At 68.1% G+C, this 22,147-nt stretch carries 24 protein-coding genes and 1 pseudogene; 19 read left to right on the forward strand and 6 right to left on the reverse strand.

The window, feature by feature from the left end; all coding sequences use genetic code 11:
- Positions 1-298 precede the first annotated feature (298 nt).
- The 5 genes from ABIC51_RS37440 (at position 299) to ABIC51_RS37460 (ending at position 6,046) form a co-directional block, all read left to right on the forward strand.
- On the forward strand, positions 299-2,137 hold the full coding sequence (locus ABIC51_RS37440; RefSeq protein ID WP_175861947.1) for an EAL domain-containing protein: 1,839 nt from the start codon (positions 299-301) through the stop codon (positions 2,135-2,137).
- Positions 2,138-2,521: 384 nt separating this feature from the next.
- The gene (locus ABIC51_RS37445; RefSeq protein ID WP_021163757.1) at positions 2,522-3,541 is read left to right on the forward strand and encodes a LacI family DNA-binding transcriptional regulator; all 1,020 of its coding nucleotides are present in this window, start codon (positions 2,522-2,524) and stop codon (positions 3,539-3,541) included.
- Entirely contained in the window at positions 3,538-4,818 is a 1,281-nt protein-coding gene (locus tag ABIC51_RS37450) for an AGE family epimerase/isomerase (RefSeq protein WP_027788958.1), read from the forward strand. The genes ABIC51_RS37445 and ABIC51_RS37450 overlap by 4 nt, the downstream gene beginning before the upstream one ends.
- The gene (locus tag ABIC51_RS37455) at positions 4,815-5,723 is read left to right on the forward strand and encodes a carbohydrate kinase family protein (RefSeq protein WP_027788957.1); all 909 of its coding nucleotides are present in this window, start codon (positions 4,815-4,817) and stop codon (positions 5,721-5,723) included. The genes ABIC51_RS37450 and ABIC51_RS37455 overlap by 4 nt, the downstream gene beginning before the upstream one ends.
- 101 nt (positions 5,724-5,824) lie before the next feature.
- Positions 5,825-6,046: a hypothetical protein gene (locus ABIC51_RS37460; RefSeq protein WP_021163760.1), complete on the forward strand. Its 222-nt coding sequence runs from the start codon at positions 5,825-5,827 to the stop codon at positions 6,044-6,046.
- 24 nt (positions 6,047-6,070) lie between these two features.
- On the opposite strand, the gene ABIC51_RS37465 is transcribed toward ABIC51_RS37460, so the two are convergent.
- Both ABIC51_RS37465 and ABIC51_RS37470 read right to left on the reverse strand, forming a co-directional pair.
- The gene (locus tag ABIC51_RS37465; protein WP_021163761.1) at positions 6,071-6,265 is read right to left on the reverse strand and encodes a DUF2905 domain-containing protein; all 195 of its coding nucleotides are present in this window, start codon (positions 6,263-6,265) and stop codon (positions 6,071-6,073) included.
- 12 nt (positions 6,266-6,277) lie between these two features.
- A complete protein-coding gene (locus ABIC51_RS37470; protein WP_354006967.1) occupies positions 6,278-7,471 on the reverse strand; it encodes a class I SAM-dependent methyltransferase in 1,194 nt (397 codons plus the stop codon).
- A 13-nt stretch (positions 7,472-7,484) separates the two neighbouring features.
- Between ABIC51_RS37470 and ABIC51_RS37475 the strand changes: the two genes are divergently transcribed.
- From ABIC51_RS37475 to ABIC51_RS37515, 9 genes and pseudogenes are all read left to right on the forward strand, one after another.
- Positions 7,485-8,228 carry an SDR family oxidoreductase gene (locus ABIC51_RS37475; RefSeq protein ID WP_175898136.1) on the forward strand — a complete coding sequence of 248 codons (744 nt, stop codon included), beginning with the start codon at positions 7,485-7,487 and terminating at the stop codon, positions 8,226-8,228.
- Between the two features lie 78 nt (positions 8,229-8,306).
- The gene (locus tag ABIC51_RS37480; protein ID WP_027788955.1) at positions 8,307-8,711 is read left to right on the forward strand and encodes a dihydroneopterin aldolase; all 405 of its coding nucleotides are present in this window, start codon (positions 8,307-8,309) and stop codon (positions 8,709-8,711) included.
- Positions 8,708-9,703 (forward strand): tRNA 2-thiocytidine(32) synthetase TtcA, encoded by a 996-nt coding sequence (gene ttcA, locus ABIC51_RS37485; protein ID WP_354006968.1) that lies wholly within the window; start codon positions 8,708-8,710, stop codon positions 9,701-9,703. The genes ABIC51_RS37480 and ttcA overlap by 4 nt, the downstream gene beginning before the upstream one ends.
- A 135-nt stretch (positions 9,704-9,838) precedes the next feature.
- Positions 9,839-11,200, forward strand: a complete 1,362-nt coding sequence (gene glmU / locus ABIC51_RS37490; protein WP_059695255.1) for a bifunctional UDP-N-acetylglucosamine diphosphorylase/glucosamine-1-phosphate N-acetyltransferase GlmU — start codon at positions 9,839-9,841, stop codon at positions 11,198-11,200.
- Between the two features lie 55 nt (positions 11,201-11,255).
- Positions 11,256-13,073: a glutamine--fructose-6-phosphate transaminase (isomerizing) gene (glmS, locus tag ABIC51_RS37495; RefSeq protein ID WP_059695253.1), complete on the forward strand. Its 1,818-nt coding sequence runs from the start codon at positions 11,256-11,258 to the stop codon at positions 13,071-13,073.
- Positions 13,074-13,198: 125 nt separating this feature from the next.
- Positions 13,199-13,411 (forward strand): annotated as a pseudogene (locus ABIC51_RS37500) (type II toxin-antitoxin system RelE/ParE family toxin); the annotation flags it as partial.
- Positions 13,407-13,727: a helix-turn-helix domain-containing protein gene (locus tag ABIC51_RS37505; RefSeq protein WP_354006969.1), complete on the forward strand. Its 321-nt coding sequence runs from the start codon at positions 13,407-13,409 to the stop codon at positions 13,725-13,727. The pseudogene ABIC51_RS37500 and the gene ABIC51_RS37505, both read left to right, overlap by 5 nt.
- Positions 13,728-13,809: 82 nt before the next feature.
- Complete coding sequence (locus tag ABIC51_RS37510; RefSeq protein ID WP_124546654.1) at positions 13,810-14,265, forward strand: hypothetical protein; 456 nt, start codon at positions 13,810-13,812, stop codon at positions 14,263-14,265.
- The gene (locus tag ABIC51_RS37515; protein WP_021162109.1) at positions 14,265-14,483 is read left to right on the forward strand and encodes a DUF6566 family protein; all 219 of its coding nucleotides are present in this window, start codon (positions 14,265-14,267) and stop codon (positions 14,481-14,483) included. The genes ABIC51_RS37510 and ABIC51_RS37515 overlap by 1 nt, the downstream gene beginning before the upstream one ends.
- Positions 14,484-14,592: 109 nt before the next feature.
- Here the strand turns inward: ABIC51_RS37515 and ABIC51_RS37520 are convergent, their stop codons facing one another.
- A complete protein-coding gene (locus tag ABIC51_RS37520; RefSeq protein ID WP_048025393.1) occupies positions 14,593-15,429 on the reverse strand; it encodes an FTR1 family iron permease in 837 nt (278 codons plus the stop codon).
- A gap of 12 nt (positions 15,430-15,441) precedes the next feature.
- Positions 15,442-15,774: a cupredoxin domain-containing protein gene (locus ABIC51_RS37525; protein ID WP_027788948.1), complete on the reverse strand. Its 333-nt coding sequence runs from the start codon at positions 15,772-15,774 to the stop codon at positions 15,442-15,444.
- A gap of 363 nt (positions 15,775-16,137) precedes the next feature.
- On the opposite strand from ABIC51_RS37525, the gene ABIC51_RS37530 reads away from it, so the two are divergent.
- Complete coding sequence (locus ABIC51_RS37530; protein WP_059695248.1) at positions 16,138-16,338, forward strand: heavy-metal-associated domain-containing protein; 201 nt, start codon at positions 16,138-16,140, stop codon at positions 16,336-16,338.
- Between the two features lie 62 nt (positions 16,339-16,400).
- Here the strand turns inward: ABIC51_RS37530 and ABIC51_RS37535 are convergent, their stop codons facing one another.
- Both ABIC51_RS37535 and ABIC51_RS37540 read right to left on the reverse strand, forming a co-directional pair.
- Complete coding sequence (locus tag ABIC51_RS37535) at positions 16,401-17,891, reverse strand: aldehyde dehydrogenase (RefSeq protein ID WP_175898134.1); 1,491 nt, start codon at positions 17,889-17,891, stop codon at positions 16,401-16,403.
- A 97-nt stretch (positions 17,892-17,988) separates the two neighbouring features.
- Positions 17,989-18,540 (reverse strand): cupin domain-containing protein, encoded by a 552-nt coding sequence (locus ABIC51_RS37540; protein ID WP_059490496.1) that lies wholly within the window; start codon positions 18,538-18,540, stop codon positions 17,989-17,991.
- Positions 18,541-18,953: 413 nt separating this feature from the next.
- Between ABIC51_RS37540 and ABIC51_RS37545 the strand changes: the two genes are divergently transcribed.
- The 4 genes from ABIC51_RS37545 to ABIC51_RS37560 all read left to right on the forward strand — a co-directional run.
- Positions 18,954-19,178: a hypothetical protein gene (locus ABIC51_RS37545; protein ID WP_072437498.1), complete on the forward strand. Its 225-nt coding sequence runs from the start codon at positions 18,954-18,956 to the stop codon at positions 19,176-19,178.
- Between the two features lie 283 nt (positions 19,179-19,461).
- Positions 19,462-20,250, forward strand: a complete 789-nt coding sequence (locus ABIC51_RS37550; protein WP_354006970.1) for a gamma-glutamyl-gamma-aminobutyrate hydrolase family protein — start codon at positions 19,462-19,464, stop codon at positions 20,248-20,250.
- 29 nt (positions 20,251-20,279) lie between these two features.
- Entirely contained in the window at positions 20,280-21,617 is a 1,338-nt protein-coding gene (locus tag ABIC51_RS37555; RefSeq protein ID WP_027788944.1) for a glutamine synthetase family protein, read from the forward strand.
- Positions 21,618-21,654: 37 nt separating this feature from the next.
- Positions 21,655-22,147 (forward strand): aminotransferase class III-fold pyridoxal phosphate-dependent enzyme (locus tag ABIC51_RS37560; protein ID WP_354006971.1); only part of this gene is annotated, 493 nt, incomplete at its 3' end.

Raw genomic sequence — 22,147 nt, forward strand, 5'->3', positions numbered from 1 at the left:
CGCCTCCCGCCTCCCGCCTCCCGCCTCCCGCCTTCCGCCTTCCGCCTTCCGCCTTCCGCCTTCCGCCTTCCGCCTTCCGCCTTCCGCCTTCCGCCTTCCGCCTTCCGCCTTCCGCCTTCCGCCTCCTGCCTTCCGCCTCCTGCCTTCCGCCTTCCCCTGCAACGCCCTTCCACCCACGCACCAACACGCCCCCGACGCGATGCACCAGCAACGCCCGTCGCGTCACGAAATCTTCATTCAACTCTCCGCGAGCGGTGCCGTTAAGTCGGGCGTCCCGTCGATTCGGCTGCCCTCGCCCATGCCCGCGCCCCACCCCGACTCCGTCGCCACCCGCACCACGCGCCTGATCGCGGATCGTGCGCTGGCCGCCGTCTTCCAGCCGATCGTCGATCTCGGGTCGGGGACGGTCGTCGGCTACGAGGGCCTGATACGCGGCCCGCGCGGCACCGACCTCGAAACGCCCGCCGCGCTGTTCGCGCAGGCCGCGCGCGACGGCGAGACCATCGCGCTCGAACAGGCCGCCGCGCTCACCTGCCTCGACGCGTTCGCAGCGCTCGGCTGCGACGGCAAGCTGTTCCTCAATTTCAGCGCGGGCACGATCCTGCAGCTCGCGCGCGAACGCGAGCGCGCCCGCCAACTGCTCGACCGTGCGCGGGTCGGCGCCGAGCGCATCGTGATCGAACTGACCGAGCAGAACGCGACGACGGACATCGCCCACATCGAGCCGGCCGTCGCGTCGCTGCGCGACGCCGGCATCCAGTTCGCACTCGACGACTACGGCACCGCGAACGCGAGCATGAACCTGTGGCTGCGCCTGCATCCGGACGTCGTGAAGATCGACCGCTTCTTCATCCACGACATCGCGCGCGACCCGCTGAAGTTCGAGGCCGTGAAGGCGATGCAGCACTTCGCGCAGGCGAGCGGCGCGCAACTGATCGCGGAAGGCATCGAGAACGAAAGCGACCTGATCGTCGTGCGCGACATGGGCATCTGCTGCGTGCAGGGCTTCCTGCTCGGCCGGCCGAACGCGCGGCCGTCGCGGGTCGTCGCACCGGCCGCGCGCGACGCGATCCGCGCGCCGCACATCGCGGTGTTTCCCGGCGCGACGCGCCCGGTGCGGCCGGCCGGCACGATCGCCGGGAAGATGCTGGTTCCGGCGCCGGCGCTGCCGCGCGACGCGACCAGCAACGACGTGCTCGACCTGTTCAACCGGATGCCCGACCTGCACGCGGTCGCACTCGTCGAACGCGGGCGGCCCGTTGCGCTCGTGGATCGCCGCGGCTTCATCGACCGCTTCGCGCTGCCGTACCACCGCGAGGTGTTCGGGAAGAAACCGTGCCTGCCGTTCGCGAACGACGCGCCGCTGATGATCGACAACGCGACGACCTTCGAGCAGCTCGCGATGCTGCTCGCGAGCCACGACCAGCGCTACCTCGCGGACGGCTTCGTCATCACCGAACACGGCCGCTACGTCGGGCTCGGCACCGGCGAGAGCCTCGTGCGCGCGGTGACCGAGATGCGCATCGAGGCCGCGCGCTATGCGAACCCGCTGACGTTCCTGCCCGGCAACATCCCGATCAGCGCGCACATCGACCGCCTGCTCCAGCGCGACGCCGGCTTTCATGCGTGCTACGTCGACCTGAACCAGTTCAAGCCGTTCAACGACCAGTACGGCTACTGGCAGGGCGACGAGGTGCTGAAGTTCGCCGCGACGGTGCTGGCCGGCGTGTGCGATCCGCAGCGCGACTTTCTCGGGCACGTCGGCGGCGACGATTTCCTCGTGCTGTTCCAGCGCGACGACTGGCGCCAACGCGCCGCCGACGCGATCGCGCGCTTCAACGACGGCGCGCAGCGCTTCTACACGCAGGCCGACCGGCAGGCGGGCGGGCTGCGCGGCGAGGACCGCCACGGCAACCCGGCGTTCTTCGGTTTCGTGACGATGGCGATCGGCGCGGTCGGCGTGCCGGCCGGCGCGCACGGCGCGAAACGCTACGGCAGCGACGAGATCGCATCGGTCGCCGCGCTCGCGAAGCGGCGCGCGAAACAGCAGCCGGACGGGCTCGCGGTCGTCGACCTCGACGCGGGCCGCGCCGCGCTGCGCGATCGCGGCGAACCGCCGGCCATGGCAATACGCTGACCGGCGGGCAGCCGGCCTCCCACGTTCGCGCACGCGAGGTGCCCGATGCGGCGGTGATGCGCCGTCGTCCGTCACGCCCGGACGCCCGCCGCGCTGCCGGGCCGGTCGTTGCGCCCGGCCTTCCCGCCGGCCTGAGCAAGCCGCCGGGCACGCGTGCGCGCATGCGCGAAGCCGGCACGCTGGCCGCCACTTCCCGCTCGCCGGACACCCGCACGTCCACCTTGCCTTTTTCGCGTTTTGTTTAGTATTTTTAGTAACGTCGTTTTCGCAGATTAGCGCTTAAAAACCGGTAATTTTCGGGTATTCCCCGGTTATCCGGCCCGAATTCCGCGATACGTTTTACTATACAATCGCTTCCACCCTAAACAAACCTGACCCCGAACGATGGGTACCACCATTCGCGATGTGGCGCGGGCGGCAGAGGTCTCGATCGGCACCGTCTCCCGCGCGCTGAAAAACCAGCCGGGCCTGTCCGAAGCCACGCGTGCGCGCATCGTCGAGATCGCGCAGCGGCTCGGCTACGATCCCGCGCAGCTGCGGCCGCGCATCCGCCGGCTCACCTTCCTGCTGCATCGCCAGCACAACCGCTTTCCGGCCAGCCCGTTCTTCTCGCACGTGCTGCACGGCGTCGAGGACGCCTGCCGCGAGCGCGGCATCGTGCCGACGCTGCTGACGGTCGGGCCGAACGACGACGTGCTGCGCCAGATGCGCCCGCACGCGCCCGACGCGATCGCGGTGGCCGGCTTCATCGAGCCGGAGACGATCGAGGCGCTCGCCGCGACCGGCCGGCCGCTCGTGCTGATCGACCTGTGGGCACCCGGCCTGCGCTCGGTGAACATCGACAACGCAACGGGTGCGGCGCTCGCGATGCGTCACCTGCTCGCCACCGGCCGCACGCGGATTGCATTCATCGGCGGCTCGCCCGCGCACTACAGCATCGCGCAGCGCGCAATCGGCTACCGGCGCGCATTCTTCGAAGCCGGGCGGCTGTTCGATCCCGCCTACGAAGTGACGATCGACGCGGGGCTCGATCCCGACACGGGCGCCGCGCGCGCGATGGAGCAGCTGCTCGACGCACCGGGCCCGCGCCCCGAAGCCGTGTTCGCGTACAACGACGCGGCCGCGCTCGCCGCGCAGCGCGTGTGCACCGCACGCGGCCTGCGGATTCCGGACGACATCGCGATCGTCGGCTTCGACAACATCCCGGCCGCCGCGCACGCGAGCCCGCCGCTCACGACGCTCGCGGTCGACAAGGAAGCGCTCGGCCGCCGCGGCGTCGAGCTGCTGCTCGCCGACTCGCCAGAACGCACCGAGATTTCCCTGCCCGTCGAGCTGATCGTGCGGGCCAGCAGTCAGCCCGCCGGCTCCCCGGCACTCGATACCGCCACGGTCACCGAATCATGAACATGCCCCCGGTCCAACCCTGCACGGCCGCGCCGGCCGCCCACACGCAAGCCGCGCCGTTCGTCGCGAGTTTCCGCGATCCGTCGTTCCTGCTGTCGCACATCGAGGACACGCTGCGCTTCTACGCAACCAACGCGTTCGACCCGACGGGCGGCTTCTACCACTACTTCCGCGACGACGGCAGCATCTACAACCGCACGTCGCGCCACCTCGTCAGCAGTTGCCGGTTCGTCTTCAACTACGCGATGGCGTACCGACATTTCGGCGATCCGCGCCACCTGGAATACGCGCGCCACGGGCTGCGCTTCCTGCGCGACGCGCACTGGGACGACGAACTGCAGGGCTACGACTGGGAACTCGACTGGCGCGACGGTGCGAAGCGCGCGACGCTCGACGGCACGCGCCACTGCTACGGGCTCGCGTTCGTGCTGCTCGCGGCCGCGCACGCGACGATGGCCGGCATCGACGAGGCACGCCCGCTGATCGCGGCCACCTACGAGCTCGCCGAGCACCGCTTCTGGGACGCGGCCGCGGGCCTCTACGCGGACGACGCGACGCCGAACTGGATCGTGTCGTCGTACCGCGGCCAGAACGCGAACATGCACATGACCGAGGCGCTGCTCGCGGCCCACGAGGCGACCGGCCATCTCACGTACCTCGATCGCGCGGAAAAGCTCGCGTCCCACATCACACAGCGCCAGGCCGCGCTGTCGGGCGGGCTCGTGTGGGAGCACTACCACGCGGACTGGTCGGTCGACTGGGACTACAACAAGGAAGACAGTTCGAACATCTTCCGCCCGTGGGGCTTCCAGCCCGGGCACCAGACCGAATGGGCGAAGCTGCTGCTGATCCTCGAACGGCACCGCCCGCTCGACTGGCTCGTGCCGCGCGCGGCCGAGCTGTTCGACGCTGCGCTCACGCACGCATGGGACGCCGACCACGGCGGCCTGTACTACGGCTTCGGCCCCGACTTCACAATCTGCGACCACAACAAGTATTTCTGGGTGCAGGCGGAGACCTTCGCGGCGGCCGCGATGCTCGGCGCGCGCACCGGCAGCGAGCGCTTCTGGGACTGGTACGACGAGATCTGGCGCTATAGCTGGGCCCATTTCGTCGATCACCGCTACGGCGCGTGGTACCGCATCCTCACCTGCGACAACCGCAAGTACAGCGACGAGAAGAGCCCGGCCGGCAAGACCGACTATCACACGATGGGCGCGTGCTACGACGTGCTGGCAACCCTCGCGCGCGCGCAGCGCAGCGAGCCGACGCAATGAGCGGCGGCACGTTTCCGGCTTTCGTGTCGGCAGGCGACATCCTGACCGACATGGTGCGCGCGGGCGATGCGCAATGGACGTCGGTACCGGGCGGCGCCGGCTGGAACGTCGCGCGCGCGGTTGCGCGGCTCGGCGTGCCGAGCGCGCTCGCGGGATCGATCGGCGAAGACTGCTTCTCCGACGTGCTGTGGCGCACGAGCGATGCGGCCGGGCTCGACCTGCGCTTCCTGCAGCGCGTCGCACGGCCGCCGCTGCTCGCGATCGTGCACGAGACACGCCCGCCCGCGTATTTCTTCATCGGCGAAGCAAGCGCCGATCTCGCGTTCGATCCGGCTCGGCTGCCGGCCGGCTGGACCGACCACGTGAAATGGGCGCATTTCGGCTGCATCAGCCTCGTGCGCGAGCCGCTCGCCGGCACGCTGGCCGCGCTCGCGGCCGACCTGCACGCGCGCGGCGTGAAGATCAGCTTCGACCCGAACGTCCGGAACCTGATGACGGCCGCGTACCGGCCGACGCTGGAAAAGATGGCCGCGCTCGCCGACCTGATCAAGGTGTCCGACGAGGACCTGCGGCACCTGTTCGGCGGCGACGGCCCCGACGCGATTGCCGCGGTGCGCACGCTGAACCCGCGCGCGGCCGTGCTCGTCACGCGCGGCGCGCAGGCGGCGACGCTCTACGCGGACGGCGACGTGCATGAAGCCAGCCCGCCGCGCGTCGAGGTGGCCGACACCGTCGGTGCGGGCGACGCGTCGATCGGCGGCATGCTGTTCAGCCTGATGGCCGCGCCGCAGCGGACGTGGCGCGAGCATCTCGTGTTCGCGCTGGCCGCGGGTGCCGCGGCGTGCCGGCATACGGGCGCGCACGCGCCGACGCTCGACGAGGTCGTCGCACTGATCGAACGCTGACGGCACGAACGGTGACCGGACGCTGTTCGGTCACCGATAAGCGGCGCTGTACATGCTGCGCCGCAGTGCTACGATGAAGTGTCCTTTTGCGGGAGAGCACCATGGACACGAACACGTTCACGAAAGGCATCTACACGGCCAAGGCGCATACCCAGCACGCGGGCAACGGGCAGTTCCAGGGTTACGTGATCCTCTCGCGCGACGACGGCGACGACACCGAGAACACGCGTTACGACGTCCACTCGACGAGCCCCAGCGAGGAAGAGGCGTTCGACGAGGCGAAAGCGCTCGCGCACCGGATTCTCGGCGAGATCGAGCTGTAACGCGCACCGACCTTCAGGCGCGGCTCAGAGCAGCCGCGCCACCATCGATACCAGCATCGTCAGCACCAGCGTCGACATGAACGGGAACGGGTAGCGCCGCCCGCCGAGCGTCAGCGTGACGTCGCCCGGCATCCGCCCGATGCCGAGCTTGCCGAGCCACGGCCAGCAGCGCGTCAGGATCATCACCGCGACGAACGTCGTCAACAGCCAGCGCAGCATGCCGGGCTCCCGTCAGAGTGCGTGCGAGCGATCGCCGCGCGCGAACGCGTCGAGCGTGCCGTCGATGCCGCGCGAGAACGCGATCACCTTGAACAGCTCGCCCATCTCGGCCTCGGAAATCAGCTTCTGCACCGCGTTCGCGGCCGGCAGGAATTCACGGATGTCCGACGGGTCGATCGCGGCCAGCGCGTCGGTGATGCCCGCGTTCAGCAGGAAGCGCGCCTGCGACGTGTAACCGAGCAGGTCGGCGCCGGTCGCGACGGCCGCGTCGTAGATACCGGTGAATTCGACGTGCGCGGTGATGTCCTGCAGCCCCGGGTACAGGAACGGATCGTCGTGCGCATGGTGCCGGTAGTGGCACATCAGCGTGCCGCGGTCGCGCTGCGGGTGGTAGTACTCGTGCGCGGGAAAGCCGTAGTCGACCAGCAGCACCGCGCCGCGCCCGAGCATCGTGCAGACGGTGCGCGTGAACGCCAGCGCGGCCTCGTGCGTCTCGGTCACGTAACCGTCGCCCGCCTCGTCGAGCCCCGCGAGCACCGCCGGCAGGCCGGCCGGCGCGGCAGGACGGTCCTCGAACACGAACGCCTGCCGCGCGTCGAGCGCGACACCGCGCTCCTGCCATGCGCCGCCCCCCTTCGCGAACAGGCGCACGGGCATCGCATCGAGCACCTCGTTGCCGACCACGACGCCGTCGAACCGCTCGGGCAGCGCGTCGAGCCAGCGCACCTTCGCGGCAAGCGCCGGCGCGGCGGCCGTGATCGTGTCGCGCTGCCGTTCGCGCAGCTCGCCGGACAGGTCGACGATCAGGTATTCGTCGAGTCCGGCGCCCAGCGCGTCGAGCGCCGCGAGCAGACCGGCCGCGAGCTTGCCCGTGCCGGCGCCGAATTCCATCACGCAACGCGTGCCGCTCGCCGCGAGCGCTTCCGCGACCGGTTGCGCGAGCGTCTGTGCGAACAGCGGCGACAGCTCGGGCGCGGTGACGAAGTCGCTGCCGTCGTCGGCGCGGCGCCCGAACTTGCGCGCGCCGCCGCTGTAATAGCCGAGGCCGGGCGCGTACAGCGCACACTCCATGAAGCGGTCGAATGGCAGCCAGCCGCCGGCCGCCGCGATCTCGTCGCGCAGTTGCGCGGCAAGGGTTTCGGACTGCGCGAGCGCGTCAGGGCCGGGAGCAGGTAAACTAGCGGGTTCGTGAGCTTTCGGGTTCATCCCGGCATTGTAAATGACCGTTTCAGCCGATACGTCGACCCTGCGCGTGGCGCTCGTCACCGGTGCCCTGGGCAGCGCGGCCGACGCCGCGTCGATCGGTCGTGCGCTCGCGACGGGATTCGCCCGGCACGGCTGGGACGTCGCGCTGCAGCGCAGCCCCGGCACGCCGCATGCGGCCGCCGACGCGCTCGTCGCCGAAGTCGCGGCGCTCGGCCGCCGCGCGGCCGTGCTCGACGCCGATCTGGCCCTGGAAGCCGATGCCGCCGCACTCGTCGCCGCGTGCGGCACGGCGCTCGGCCGGCCCGCGTGCGCGGTGTTCGTGAGCGCCAGCGCGGGCGCCGACGACGCGCACACGGTAGACGGGACGTCGCTCGCCGGCGCACTCGCGCGCAACGTGACGGCGCCGCTCGCGCTGGCGCGCGCGCTCGCCGATGCGACGCCCGACGCCGCGCGCGAGCACGAAGCGCTGCGCGCATGCGCGATCCACGTGCTGGACCAGGCGCTGTTTCACCCTGCGCCTGCACAGTTGTCGCACGCGCTGATGCAGGCCGCGCTGAACCGCGCGACGTCGGCGCTGGCGCTGGCGCTCGCGCCGAAGGTGCGGGTCGCGGCGCTCGTGCGCGGCCACGCGGCGCACGCGGACGACATCGCCGCGGCCGCCTGCTATCTCGCGAGCGCGCCCGGCGTCACGGGCGCGACGCTGACCGTCGACGGCGGCGAGCACCTCGTGCCGCCCGCCGCCGGCCCGAATGAATGAACTGCGCGGATCGCGCGGCCTGACTGCCGCCGCCCGCGCCGCTTTGCGTGTGCGCACGCCAATTTGACTGGGACGACCATGTTTTCCGCTCTCCTGCACCCCCGCCTCGCGGACTGCCGCAGGCTCTACCTGCGCGACTACGAAGTGCACATCAACATCGGTGCCTTCGAACACGAGAAGCGCGGCGAGCAGCGCGTCGTCATCAACGTCGACCTGTTCGTGCCGCTCGCGATGTCCACTCCCGTGGACGACCGGCTGCATGAAGTCGTCGACTACGACCTGATGAAGCAGAGCGTCGCGCAATGCGTGGCGCGCGGCCACATCCACCTGCAGGAAACGCTGTGCGACGCGATCGCCGCGCACCTGCTGGCGCACGACGCCGTGCGCGCGGTACGCGTCTGTACCGAGAAACCGGACGCTTATCCGGACTGCGACGCCGTCGGCGTCGAAGTCTTTCGCATCAAGGACGAGGAGCGCGCATGAACGCCCCCCACATGAATGACGCGGCGACCGATGCCGCCACCCACGACGCAGCCGCCGCCCCGGCCGGCCGCCAGGCGCTGACGCGCCGCGAGCAGAAGGAAGCGTACGAGAACAACAAGCTGTTCAAGCGGATCGTGCGCCAGGTCGGCCAGGCAATCGGCGACTTCAACATGATCGAGCAAGGCGACAAGGTGATGGTGTGCCTGTCGGGCGGCAAGGACAGCTACGCGATGCTCGACGTGCTGCTGCGCCTGCGCGAGCGCGCGCCGATCGATTTCGACATCGTCGCGGTGAACCTCGACCAGAAGCAGCCGGGCTTCCCCGAGCACGTGCTGCCCGAGTACCTGAAGCAGGTCGGCGTGCCGTTCCACATCGAGAACCAGGACACCTACAGCATCGTCAAGCGGCTCGTGCCCGAAGGCAAGACGACCTGCTCGCTGTGCTCGCGCCTGCGCCGCGGGATCCTGTACCGCGTGGCCGGCGAGCTCGGCGCGACCAAGATCGCGCTCGGCCATCACCGCGACGACATCGTGCAGACGCTGCTGCTCAACATGTTCTACGGCGGCAAGCTGAAGGGGATGCCGCCGAAGCTGCAGTCGGACGACGGCAAGAACATCGTGATCCGCCCGCTCGCGTACGTGAAGGAAACCGATCTCGAAAAATACGCGGAGCTTCGCGAATTCCCGATCATCCCGTGCAACCTGTGCGGCAGCCAGCCGAACCTGAAGCGCGCGGAAATGAAGGCGCTGATCCGCGAATGGGACAAGCGCTTCCCGGGCCGCGTCGACAACATGTTCAACGCGCTCGCGAAGGTCGTGCCGTCGCACCTGATGGACACGACGCTGTACCCGTTCCAGTCGCTGCGCGCGACCGGCGAGGCCGATCCGCAAGGCGACATCGCGTTCGACGAGGAACCGTGTGCATCGGGCGACGACGCGGCGGCGCCGGGTGGCGCCCGGTCGATCTCGATCGTCCAGTTCGACGACCTGTAAGCAGGGCCCGAACACCCGCCGGAACGGGGCCGCGCGGCCCTTTTCCGGCGCCGTCGCCCCGCCGCGACAGGCCCGGAACGGCAGGGGCCGCATGCTAAAATGGTCGGCTTCGAACTCCTCTGACAAGCTGGCGCCATGAATATCGTGATTTTGGCGGCAGGCACCGGCAAGCGCATGCGTTCCGCGCTGCCGAAAGTGCTTCACCCCCTGGCCGGCAGGCCGCTCCTCTCCCACGTCATCGACACCGCGCGCACGCTGCAGCCGTCCCGGCTCGTCGTCGTCGTCGGTCACGGCGCCGAGCAGGTCCAGGCCGCCGTCGCCGCGCCCGACGTCCAGTTCGCGGTGCAGGCAGAGCAGCTCGGCACCGGCCACGCGGTGCGTCAGGCGCTGCCGCTCCTCGATCCCGCGCAACCGACGCTCGTGCTGTACGGCGACGTGCCGCTCACGCGCGCGTCCACGCTGCAGCGCCTCGTCGATGCCGCGCGCGAAGGCCGCTACGGGATTCTGACCGTCACGCTCGACGATCCGACCGGCTACGGCCGCATCGTGCGCGACGCGGCCGGCTTCGTCACGCGCATCGTCGAGCAGAAGGACGCGTCGCCCGAACAGCTGAAGATCGCCGAGATCAACACGGGCATCATCGTCACGCCCACGGCCCAGCTGTCGATGTGGCTCGGCGCACTGAAGAACGAGAACGCGCAGGGCGAGTACTACCTGACCGACGTCGTCGAACTCGCGATCGAGGCCGGTTTCGAGGTCGTCACCGCGCAGCCCGACGAGGAATGGGAAACGCTCGGCGTGAACAGCAAGGCGCAGCTTGCCGAGCTCGAACGCATTCATCAGCGCAATATCGCGGAAACGCTGCTCGTCGACGGCGTCACGCTCGCCGATCCGGCCCGCGTCGACGTGCGCGGCACGCTGCGCTGCGGCCGCGACGTGTCGATCGACGTGAACTGCGTGTTCGAGGGCAACGTGACGCTCGCGGACAACGTGACGATCGGCGCGAACTGCGTGATCCGCAACGCGTCGGTCGGCGCGGGCACGCGCATCGACGCGTTCACGCACATCGACGGCGCCGAGCTCGGCGCGCACACCGTGATCGGCCCGTACGCACGGCTGCGCCCCGGCGCGCAGCTCGCGGACGAAGCGCACGTCGGCAACTTCGTCGAGGTGAAGAACGCGGTGATCGGCCACGGCTCGAAGGCGAACCACCTCACGTACATCGGCGACGCCGACATCGGCGCGCGCGTGAACATCGGCGCGGGCACGATCACCTGCAACTACGACGGCGCGAACAAGTTCCGCACCGTGATCGAGGACGACGTGTTCGTCGGCTCCGACACGCAGCTGGTCGCGCCCGTGCGCGTCGGCCGCGGCGTGACGATCGCCGCCGGCACGACGATCTGGAAGGACGTGGCCGAAGGCCTGCTCGCGTTGAACGAGAAGACCCAGACCGCGAAGAGCGGCTACGTCCGCCCCGTCAAGAAGAAAAGCTGAACCTTTTGCGGGCGCCCCGACGGCGCCCGCGTCGACTTACAGGACTGACTCATTCATGTGCGGCATTGTCGGCGCAGTTGCGCAACGTAATATCGTTCCGGTGCTGATCGAAGGTTTGCGGCGCCTCGAATACCGTGGCTACGACTCGTGCGGCGTCGCCGTGCTCGAGCCGGGCGCGCCGAAGCGCGCGCGCAGCGTCGAACGCGTCGCCGATCTCGACGCGCAGGTGCGCGAATCGCATCTCGAAGGCACGACCGGCGTCGCGCACACGCGCTGGGCCACGCATGGCGCGCCCGTCACGCACAACGCGCACCCGATCTTCTCGTCGAACGCGCTCGCGCTCGTCCACAACGGCATCATCGAGAACTTCGAGCCGCTGCGCGAAGCGCTGCGCGCGAAGGGCTACGAATTCGTGTCGCAAACCGACACCGAAGTGATCGCCCACCTCGTGCACAGCCTGTATCGCGGCAACCTGTTCGACGCGGTGCGCGAAGCCGTGCAGCAGCTGCACGGCGCGTATGCGATCGCCGTGATCCACAAGGACCAGCCGCACACCGTCGTCGGCGCGCGCCAGGGCTCGCCGCTCGTGGTCGGCCACGGCGACGGCGAGAACTTCCTCGCGTCCGACGCGCTCGCGCTCGCGGGCAGCACCGACCGCTTCACGTTCCTCGAGGAAGGCGACGTGTGCGAGCTGTCGCTCGACGGCGTGAAGATCGTCGACCGGGACGGCGCGCTCGCGCAGCGCGAGATCCGCGTGGTCAGCGCATACGGCGGCGCGGTCGAGCTGGGCCCGTACCGCCACTTCATGCAGAAGGAAATCTTCGAGCAGCCGCGCGCGATCAGCGATACCGTGCCGCAAACCGAAGCCTTCGACGCGACGCTGTTCGGCGACGCCGCGCCCGCCGCGTTCGCGGAGATCGACAGCCTGCTGATCCTCGCATGCGGCACGAGCTACTACTCGGGCCTCACCGCCAAATACTGGCTCGAATCGATCGCGAAGATCCCGACCCAGGTCGAGATCGCGAGCGAATACCGCTACCGCGAATCGGTGCCGAACCCGCGCCAGCTCGTGCTCGTAATCTCGCAGTCGGGCGAGACCGCCGACACGCTCGCGGCGCTCAAGCACGCGCAGTCGCTCGGCCACACGCACACGCTCGCTGTGTGCAACGTCGCGACGAGCGCGATGGTGCGCCTCACCGAGATGCAGTTCCTGACGCACGCGGGCACCGAGATCGGCGTTGCGTCGACGAAGGCGTTCACGACGCAGCTCGTCGCGCTGTTCGTGCTGGCCGCGACGCTCGGCAAGCTGCGCGGTCACGTCGATGCCGCGCAGGAAGCCGAGTTCCTGAAGCAGTTGCGCCACCTGCCGGCCGCGCTGAACAGCGTGCTCGCACTGGAGCCGCAGATCATCGCGTGGTCGGAGGAATTCGCGCGCAAGGAAAACGCGCTGTTCCTCGGCCGCGGGCTGCACTACCCGATCGCGCTCGAAGGCGCGCTGAAGCTGAAGGAAATCTCGTACATCCACGCCGAGGCCTATCCGGCCGGCGAACTGAAGCACGGGCCGCTCGCGCTCGTCACGGAAGCGATGCCGGTCGTCACGGTCGCGCCGAACGACACGCTGCTCGAGAAGCTGAAGTCGAACATGCAGGAAGTGCGTGCGCGCGGCGGCGAGCTGTACGTGTTCGCCGATGCCGACACGCAGATCGTCAACGACGACGGCCTGCACGTGATCCGGATGCCGGAGCATTACGGGCAACTGTCGCCGATCCTGCACGTCGTGCCGCTGCAGCTGCTCGCGTATCACACCGCGTGCGCGCGCGGCACCGACGTCGACAAGCCGCGGAACCTCGCGAAATCGGTGACGGTGGAGTAAGGCGGGACGACCGGGACGGCCCCGCGAAGCCGTCCCGACCCCGTCTCGGCACGAAACAGGCCATTCGGCCAGGTCGAAATATGTACCACGTAGTGGCATATAATCCTGTGCTGACCTGATCGGCCCGACGTGCCGGTAATCGGCAGCGCGGGATCGTGCCGAGCAAGGTCGGGCAGGCGCGGGTTTTCGTATTCCTGTTCGCCAAGCCCGACCGGGACGACATCGACGAACGCGAACGGCGTGCCTTCAGAAAGCTCGCCGCGAATGTCGGGCGCCGCGCCGGCGCCGATATCGCGACGCTGGTCACACTGAAAGAGCGGGTGGAGATTTGCAATGGCCAGGAGTCGATTCAAGAGCGACGCAACGGCGGCGACCCACAGCGCCGCGTCGGGCCTCTATCGTGCCGCGTTGATCGACAAGAAGACGATGCGCGAATACGACGATCTCTGCATCGAAGCCGCCCCGCGGTTCGATCCGGAAGCCATCGCCCGCATCCGCAAATCCGTCAATGTCAGCCAGAGCGTGTTCGCGCTCTACCTGAACACGACGACGTCGACGATCCGCCAATGGGAACAGGGCGACAAGCGGCCGAGCGGCATCGCCGCACGGATGCTCCAGATCGTCGAGAAACATGGGCTCGAGGTGTTCTCCTGAACCGGCCCCCCGAATCCCCCTGCACGGCCGCCCCCGCACCGGATACCGCGACGCGCCCCGCAACGAATATGACGGAGACACAATGGTAGTAAGACTCTTTGGATGCGGATTGCTGGCGCTGACGTTCGCGTCGACGGGCTGGGCCGCCGAGCACTACGTCGAAGTCTGGAACCCGCCCGAGGCGCGGCAGCCGGCCGCCCGCACGCCGGCCGCGCATACCGGCGCCGATGCTCGCGCCGGCAAGAGCGTGGAGAAGCACGCGAATGCCACGCCGAAAGCCACGGTGAAACCGCACAAACGCCGTGTCGCGCAGGCGGTGAAAGCCGGCTCGCATCGTCCGCCCGCCACCGCGGCCGAAACGCCGGCCGCTCCGCGCCCCGTCGCGCAGCCCGCACCGGGACGCCTGACGGTCATGCAGCCGGCTGCGCCCGATGCGCAGCACGCACTGAATTACTCCGACATCCCGCGGCAATACACACCGGACGGCAACGTGCTGCGCGTCGGCACGCACAACCGCTCCGCGGAGGTGACTCGATAATGGAAGCGCAAACCTACCACGGCTACCAGATCTGGGGCCACGCGATCCTGCAGCAGGACGAGATCCTGCAGCCCGAGCGCTTCGCGGCGAGCGGCACGATCACGCAGAACAACAAGCTGGTGGAGGCGTCCGGCGTGCTCGGCGTGTTCGACACCGAGGACGACGCGCGCGAAGCGGGGCTCGAATGGGCCCGCGCCTGGATCGACAGCCACCGCTGAGCGTGCGCAACCTGCGCGCCGTGATCGACGCCGGACACGAGTCGGCCGCGAGCCGGTAATGAAAAAAGGGGCGTCATCGACGCCCCTTTGTCATTCGAACCAGGACAACTCAAGCTGCGGCCCGTGGCGGCCGCACCGCCGCCTGCGGCCGGCCGACGAACCGTGCCAGCCCGACAATCGCGGCCAGCGTCGCGAGATACGCGACGATCTGGATGCCCGCCGGACGCGCGGTATAGCCGATCAGCGTATGCAGCGCCTTGCCGACGATGCTCGATTCCTTGAGCAGCCACGACGTATCCCAGACCGCATCGCCCCACGACGGCACGAGGCCTGCCGCGAGCAGGAAGCCGACGCACTGGCTGGCCATCCCCGCCGCGAGCAGCACGATCAGCCAGTTGGTGACGGAGAACAGGCGCTTCAGCGGAATCTGCAGCAGGCCCGCATACATCCCGTAGCCGAGCCCGGCGCCGCCGAGCACGCCGAGCAGCCCGCCGACGATCATCTGCGGTGTCTGTCCCGGATCGCCCGCCGCGATGCCGTACAGGAACAGCACGGCCTCGGAGCCTTCGCGCAGCACCGCGACGCCGACCACGATCGCGAGCCCCGTCAGCGGCTTGCTACCGGCCGCGACGGCACGCCCGACCGCGGTCATCTGCATCGCCATCTCGCGACCGTGCCGGCTCATCCAGATGCTGTGCCATGCGAGCATCAGCGTCGCGACGAACATCACGCCCGCGTTGAAGACCTCCTGCCCCATGCCGGACGCCCATTGCGAGATCACGTCGGCGAACGCCGCGATCAGGCCGGCGCCGATCACGCCGCCCGCCAGCCCGCCGCCGACCCACCAGCCGCGCCGCGGCACGCCTTTCGTCGCGGCCATCACGATCGACACCACCAGCGCGGCCTCGAGCACTTCACGAAAGACGATCAGGGCAGTCGACAGCATGTCCGTATCCGCTTACTTGACGGTCAGCTGCGTCTTCGACTGCGCTTCGTGATACTCGTCGTGGAACTCGTAGGTTCCGGCCTTCAGCGGCCCGACCAGGATCTCCACCGACTTGCCGGCAGGCACGACCTTCTCCGCCTTGAAATCGTCGCTCTCGAATTCGGCGGGCGTCGCGTCGAGGTTCTTCACGACGAACTTCACCTTCTTGCCGGCCGGGATCGTCACGCCGTCCGGCGAAAACTTGTGATCCTTCAGGGTCAGGTTGACGACATCGTCGGCCGCGAATGCGGACGTTGCCGATGCGCCCAGCAGCGCCAGCGAAAAGCCGAAAGCAAAACGGTTCATGGGGGTAACGAATTGAAATATCGAAGGGAGCTGATACTAAGATCGATTCGCATTTCCAACTCGCGTACCCTTACTGGCGACATGGTGATCGTGCTTCATGGCGTGCCGCCATGCCTTGCCCGGCAAGGCATCCGCCCCGCTTCGCCCGGAACGCTTCGCCGTCAATCGGGACAAGTGCCGAATGACGTCAAAAGCCCGCCCGCCATTCATCAGACGTCACCTTTACAACATACTGTCACCGCACTACCGTCGTCACACAGGAGCCGCGACACGGATCTTCATCGACACGCGTACGCTTGACCTTCCCACCGTGGCAAGCTTCATGCTGTCGATGCTTGTCAATCGTCAACTCAGGAGAACACGATGGAATTCGAAGTCCAGGACATGACCTGCGGCGGCTGTGCCAATGCAATCACGCGCGCGGTGACGGCCGCCGATCCCGCCGCGAAGCTCGACATCGACGTCGCGGCGAAGATCGTCAAGGTCGAGTCGGCGCAAGGCGCCGAGCGCGTGCAGTCGATCATCGAAGCCGCCGGCTTCCACCCCGCGCTGCGCAGCGCATAACTTACGCACAACGCGAGCGCGGGCACACGCCGTACGGCGCTGCGCCCGCGCCCCGCAGTGCATCAGCGCAGCCGGATCAGCGTCGACTTCAGTTCGGTGTACTTCTCGAGCGCGTGCAGCGACTTGTCGCGGCCGTTGCCCGACTGCTTGTAGCCGCCGAACGGGAAGTTCATGTCGCCGCCTTCGTCGTAGCAGTTCACCCAGACGGTGCCCGCCCGCAGCCGGCGCGACACGTCGTGCGCGGTCGTCAGGTTCGACGTCCACACGGCCGCGGCCAGCCCGTACTCGGTATCGTTCGCGATCCGCACGGCCTCGTCGACGTCGTCGAACACGATCACCGACAGCACGGGCCCGAAGATTTCCTCGCGTGCGATCCTCGCATCCGGCTTCACCTCGAACACCGTCGGCTCCACGTAGAAGCCGCCCGTTTCCGCCTTCACGCGCGCACCGCCGGTGACGAGCCGGCCCTCGCTGCGCCCGGCCTCGATATAGCCGAGCACACGCTCGAGCTGGATGCCGTCGACGATCGCGCCCATCGACACCGACGGATCGAGCGGATTGCCGGGCACGTACGCACGCGCGGCCGCGACGAGCTTCTCGATGAACGCATCCTTGATGTCGCGATGCACGAGCAGCCGCGAGCCGGCCGTGCACATCTCGCCCATGTTGTAGAAGATCGCGCCGGCGGCCGCCTGCGCCGCGCGGTCGAGATCGGGACAATCGGGCAGCACGATGTTCGGCGACTTGCCGCCGAGCTCGAGCCACGCGCGCTTCAGGTTCGACTGCGCGGCGTACTGCATGATCAGCTTGCCCACTGCCGTCGAGCCGGTGAATGCGATGCAGTCGACGTCGCGATGCAGCGCGAGCAGCTTGCCGGGCTCGCCGGCCCCCGGTACGACGTTGAACACGCCCGCCGGAATGCCGGCTTCGTACGCGAGCTGTGCGACGCGGATCGCGGTCAGCGGCGATTTCTCCGACGGCTTCAGCACGACGCTGTTGCCGGCCGCGAGCGCGGGGCCGAATTTCCATGCGGCCATCAGGATCGGGAAGTTCCACGGCACGACGGCGGCCACCACGCCGACCGGCTCGCGCGTGACGAGACCGACGAGATGATGATCGGCCGGCGCGACCTCGCCGCCCACCTTGTCGATCGCTTCCGCGAACCATTCGACGCAATACGCGGCGCCCGGCACGTCGACCGTCGTCGTGTCGCCGATCGGCTTGCCCGCGTCGAGCGTTTCGAGCAGCGACAGCTCGTCGAGGTGCTCGCGCATCAGCCCGGCCCAGCGCAGCAGCACGGCCTTGCGCGCACGCGGGTTCAGCCCGGCCCACACGCCCGCGTCGAACGCGCGACGCGCCGCCGCGACGGCCGCGTTCACGTCGGCTTCGCCGCAATCGGCGACCTTCGCGAGCACGCGGCCGTCGATCGGGCTCACGCAGTCGAACGTCTTGCCGCCGTGCGCGTCGCGCGACGCGCCGTCGATGAATGCGCGCCCTTCGATCTCGAGCGACGCCGCCTTGTCCTGCCAGTCAGCTAAAGTCAACTTGTTCATCAGGATGCCTCAGTTTTTTGGCATTCGCGATGCGACGCGCCGCTGCGCGTGACGCGCAGCCGGCCGGCAGCGAATGCGGTGATGCGCGGTCGGGAGGTCAGAAGGTCGCCGGCGAATTGGCCGAGACGACCTCGCAGATCAGGTCCGCGCTGGGATTGCGAAAACGGTGCGGCAAACGGCTTTCGAAGTAATAGCCGTCTCCGGGGTCGAGCAGCCACGTCGCGCCGTCGACGGTCAGCTCGAGCCGGCCCGACACGACCACGCCGCCCTCGTGCCCTGCGTGCACGAGCATCTCGGGCCCCGTATCGGCGTGCGGCTGGTAGACCTCGCGCAGGATGCACATGTTGCGGTCCTTCACGCTCGCGCCGACCAGATGAAACGCGAGCGTGTCGTTGCCGAGGTTCGGCATCTCGTCGCGGCGCGACACGACCGAACGCGATTCGACGAGCTCGAACGTGAAGAACTCCGCGAGACTCATCGGGATACATTCCAGCAGCTTCTTCAGCGAGCCGACCGACGGGCTCACGCGGCCCTGTTCGATCAGCGAGATCGTGCCGTTGGTCACGCCGGCCCGCTTCGCGAGTTCGCGCTGCGACAGGCCATGCTTGTTGCGCACGAAACGCAGGCGCTCGGCGACTTCGGTGGACATCGATTCGGTTTCGGACACGATAGGTGCGATGACAAAGTGAAACGACGCAGTGGACAGCCGTTGAATATTCTAATCACTTTATGCCGCACATCAGCGGGGAAAACCCTGAAAGGCGTTCGAAATAATGAACACCCCGTCGATTATTCCGTTTGCGAATCTTTTGTTTGCACTGCTCGGGAAAGCCCTGATGCAACACCGTTAAAAAACATTTGACGCCGTTTTTGGCTCGTATATGCTGGCTCTCAGGTTCGCGTCATCAAGCGTTCATCGGCAGCAAAAAGCGTTATTGCAACGCAAAAATTGATGCCCTTCGATGTAAATGACGCGTAACCGGCGCCTTGATTATTTTAAACGCCCAGTGCGTCGAAACGGTCGGGTGTTCAATACTTTCAACAACCCAGTCGAGTGTAATCGTGAGAGTCCGTGGCCCTCTGGTGAGGTGGGATCGAAGCGTGGCGCGAAGTTCGCGCAGCGCGGCATCCCCTTCCGATGGCAGTTGCGGCTGGCATAGTCCTCGCCTGCAGCATCTGTCGATCTACACCATCCTTTCCCGTCGTTCCGTTCGGCGCCACAACGCCGTTTCCGCACGCGCATTCGTCGCCGTCGATACCGACGAAGTGGCGTCGCTGCTGCCGTAGCGCCTCTCCTTTCTTTACGTCGTTCGTTTCGTCTGCTGATTCGCCAACCGCATGGTCCATGCGGTGACGGAACGCGTTCGCGCATTCGTTGCCGCGTCGCGTATCGCAATGAAACGAACGACGGCCTGATCGTCGCGCGCAGCGCGGATCGCCACGCCATCCCGTTGCGCCCATTCACCAGCGGCCTTGCGCTTTGCGCCAGGCTGCGGGGCTGTTGCACGCCGGCGTTTCGCCACATCCGGCAAGACATACGCGACAACCCTCCGGATAACTGATTGACGTCATGGAAAGAAGGAAACCACTCGTCGGCATCACCGCCGACCTCACGCAGATCGGCGCACACGCGTCGCATACGGTCGGCGACAAATACGTCGCCGCGATCGTCGACGGCGCGCAGGCGCTCGCGATGGTGCTGCCCGCGCTCGGCGAGCGCCAGTCGACCGACGACATCCTCGACACGGTCGACGGCCTGCTGTTCACCGGCAGCTACTCGAACGTCGAGCCGCACCTGTACGGCGGCGAACCGAGCGCACCCGGCACGAAGCACGACCCGGCCCGCGATGCGACGACGCTGCCGCTGCTGCGCGCGGCGATCGCCGCGGGCGTGCCGGTGCTCGCAGTCTGCCGCGGCTTCCAGGAGCTGAACGTCGTCTGCGGCGGCACGCTGCACCAGCGCGTGCATGAAGTGCCGGGCTTCGCCGATCACCGCGAGGACGACGACGCGCCGATGGACACGCAATACGGCCCCGCGCACGTCGTGCGACTGACGCCCGGCGGCAAGCTGCACGCGCTCGCCGGCGGCCGCGACGAAGTGCACGTGAACTCGCTGCACAAGCAGGGCATCGCGCAGCTCGGCTCCGGCCTCGCCGTCGAAGCCGTCGCGCCGGACGGCCTGATCGAAGCCGTGAGCGTCGTCGATGCACCGGCTTTCGCCCTCGCCGTGCAGTGGCACCCGGAATGGCGGCATGCGCAGGACCCGCTGTCGAGCGCGATCTTCCGCGCCTTCGGCGATGCCTGCCGCGCGCGCCGTGCCGCCCGCACGCGCGCCACGGCCGCCGCCGCGCTCGCCTGAGCGCGCCGACCCAACCAACGAGAACAGACATGCAAGACATCGAAGATTTCCTGAAGCAGTACCGGATCACCGAGATCGAAGCGATCATTCCCGACATGGCCGGCATCGCGCGCGGCAAGATCACGCCCCGCAACAAGTTCACGTCCGGCGAATCGATGCGCCTGCCGCAAGCCGTGATGGTGCAGACCGTCACCGGCGAATATCCGGAAGACGGTTCGCTGACCGGCGTGACCGACCCCGACATGGTGTGCGTGCCCGACACGTCGACGATCCGCCTGATTCCGTGGGCCGTCGACCCGACCGCGCAGGTGATCCACGACTGCGTGCACTTCGACGGCTCGCCGGTCGAGATCTCGCCGCGCTACGTGCTGCGCCGCGTGCTCGACCTGTACAAGGCGAAGGGCTGGAAGCCCGTCGTCGCGCCCGAGCTCGAGTTCTACCTGGTCGACATGAACAAGGATCCCGACCTGCCGCTGCGTCCGCCGGTCGGCCGCACGGGCCGCCCGGAAACGGGCCGCCAGTCGTATTCGATCGAGGCCGTCAACGAGTTCGACCCGCTGTTCGAGGACATCTACGAGTACTGCGAATCGCAGAACCTCGACATCGACACGCTGATCCACGAAGTCGGCGCCGCGCAGATGGAGATCAACTTCATGCACGGCGACGCGCTGTCGCTGGCCGACCAGGTGTTCCTGTTCAAGCGCACGGTGCGCGAGGCCGCGCTGCGTCACAACATGTACGCGACGTTCATGGCCAAGCCGATGGAAGACGAACCGGGTTCGGCGATGCACGTGCACCAGAGCATCGTCGACGAGGAAACGGGCCAGAACCTGTTCACGTCGCCCGAAACCGGCGGCGCGACGTCGATGTTCTACAACTACCTCGCGGGGCTGCAGAAGTACACGCCGGCGCTGATGCCGATCTTCGCGCCGTACATCAACTCGTATCGCCGCCTGTCGCGCTTCATGGCCGCGCCGATCAACGTGCAATGGGGCTACGACAACCGCACGGTCGGCTTCCGCATCCCGCACTCGGGCCCGTCGGCGCGCCGCATCGAGAACCGGATCCCGGGCGTCGACTGCAACCCGTACCTCGCGCTCGCCGCGACGCTCGCGGCCGGCTACCTCGGCATGACGCAGCGCCTGGAACCGACCGAGCCGCTCGTCAGCGACGGCTACGACCTGCCGTACCAGCTGCCGCGCAACCTCGAGGAAGGGCTGACGCTGATGGCCGCGTGCGAGCCGCTCGGCGAGATCCTCGGCCACAAGTTCCTGAAGGCGTATTTCGCGCTGAAGGAAACCGAATACGAAGCGTTCTTCCGCGTGATCAGCTCGTGGGAACGCCGCCATCTGCTGCTGCACGTCTGAGCGTGCACACAACCGAATACGGAAACACGGAGGAAACATGACGTACCGCAACGAATCTGCCTGGATCCAGCCCGCCGCGCCGGCCGCCGCACCGCGCACGACGCAGGCGCGCTCGACCGCCGAATACCGCGCGCTCGACGCCGCGCACCACATCCACCCGTTCTCGGACATGGGCGCGCTGAACCGCGCGGGCAGCCGCGTGATCGTGAAGGCCGACGGCGTCTACCTGTGGGACTCGGACGGCAACAAGGTCATCGACGGGATGGCCGGCCTCTGGTGCGTGAACGTCGGCTACGGCCGCAAGGAACTCGCCGACGCCGCGTATCGCCAGATCCAGGAACTGCCGTTCTACAACACCTTCTTCAAGACCACGCACCCGCCGGTGATCGAACTCTCCGCGATGCTCGCGGAAGTCACGCCGAAGGGCTTCAACCACTTCTTCTATTGCAACAGCGGCTCGGAAGGCAACGACACCGTGCTGCGCCTCGTGCACCAGTACTGGCGCGTGCAGGGCCAGCCGCAGAAGAAGT

This window comes from Burkholderia sp. 572 (assembly GCF_040545135.1).
Classification (GTDB): Bacteria; Pseudomonadota; Gammaproteobacteria; order Burkholderiales; family Burkholderiaceae; genus Burkholderia; species Burkholderia cepacia.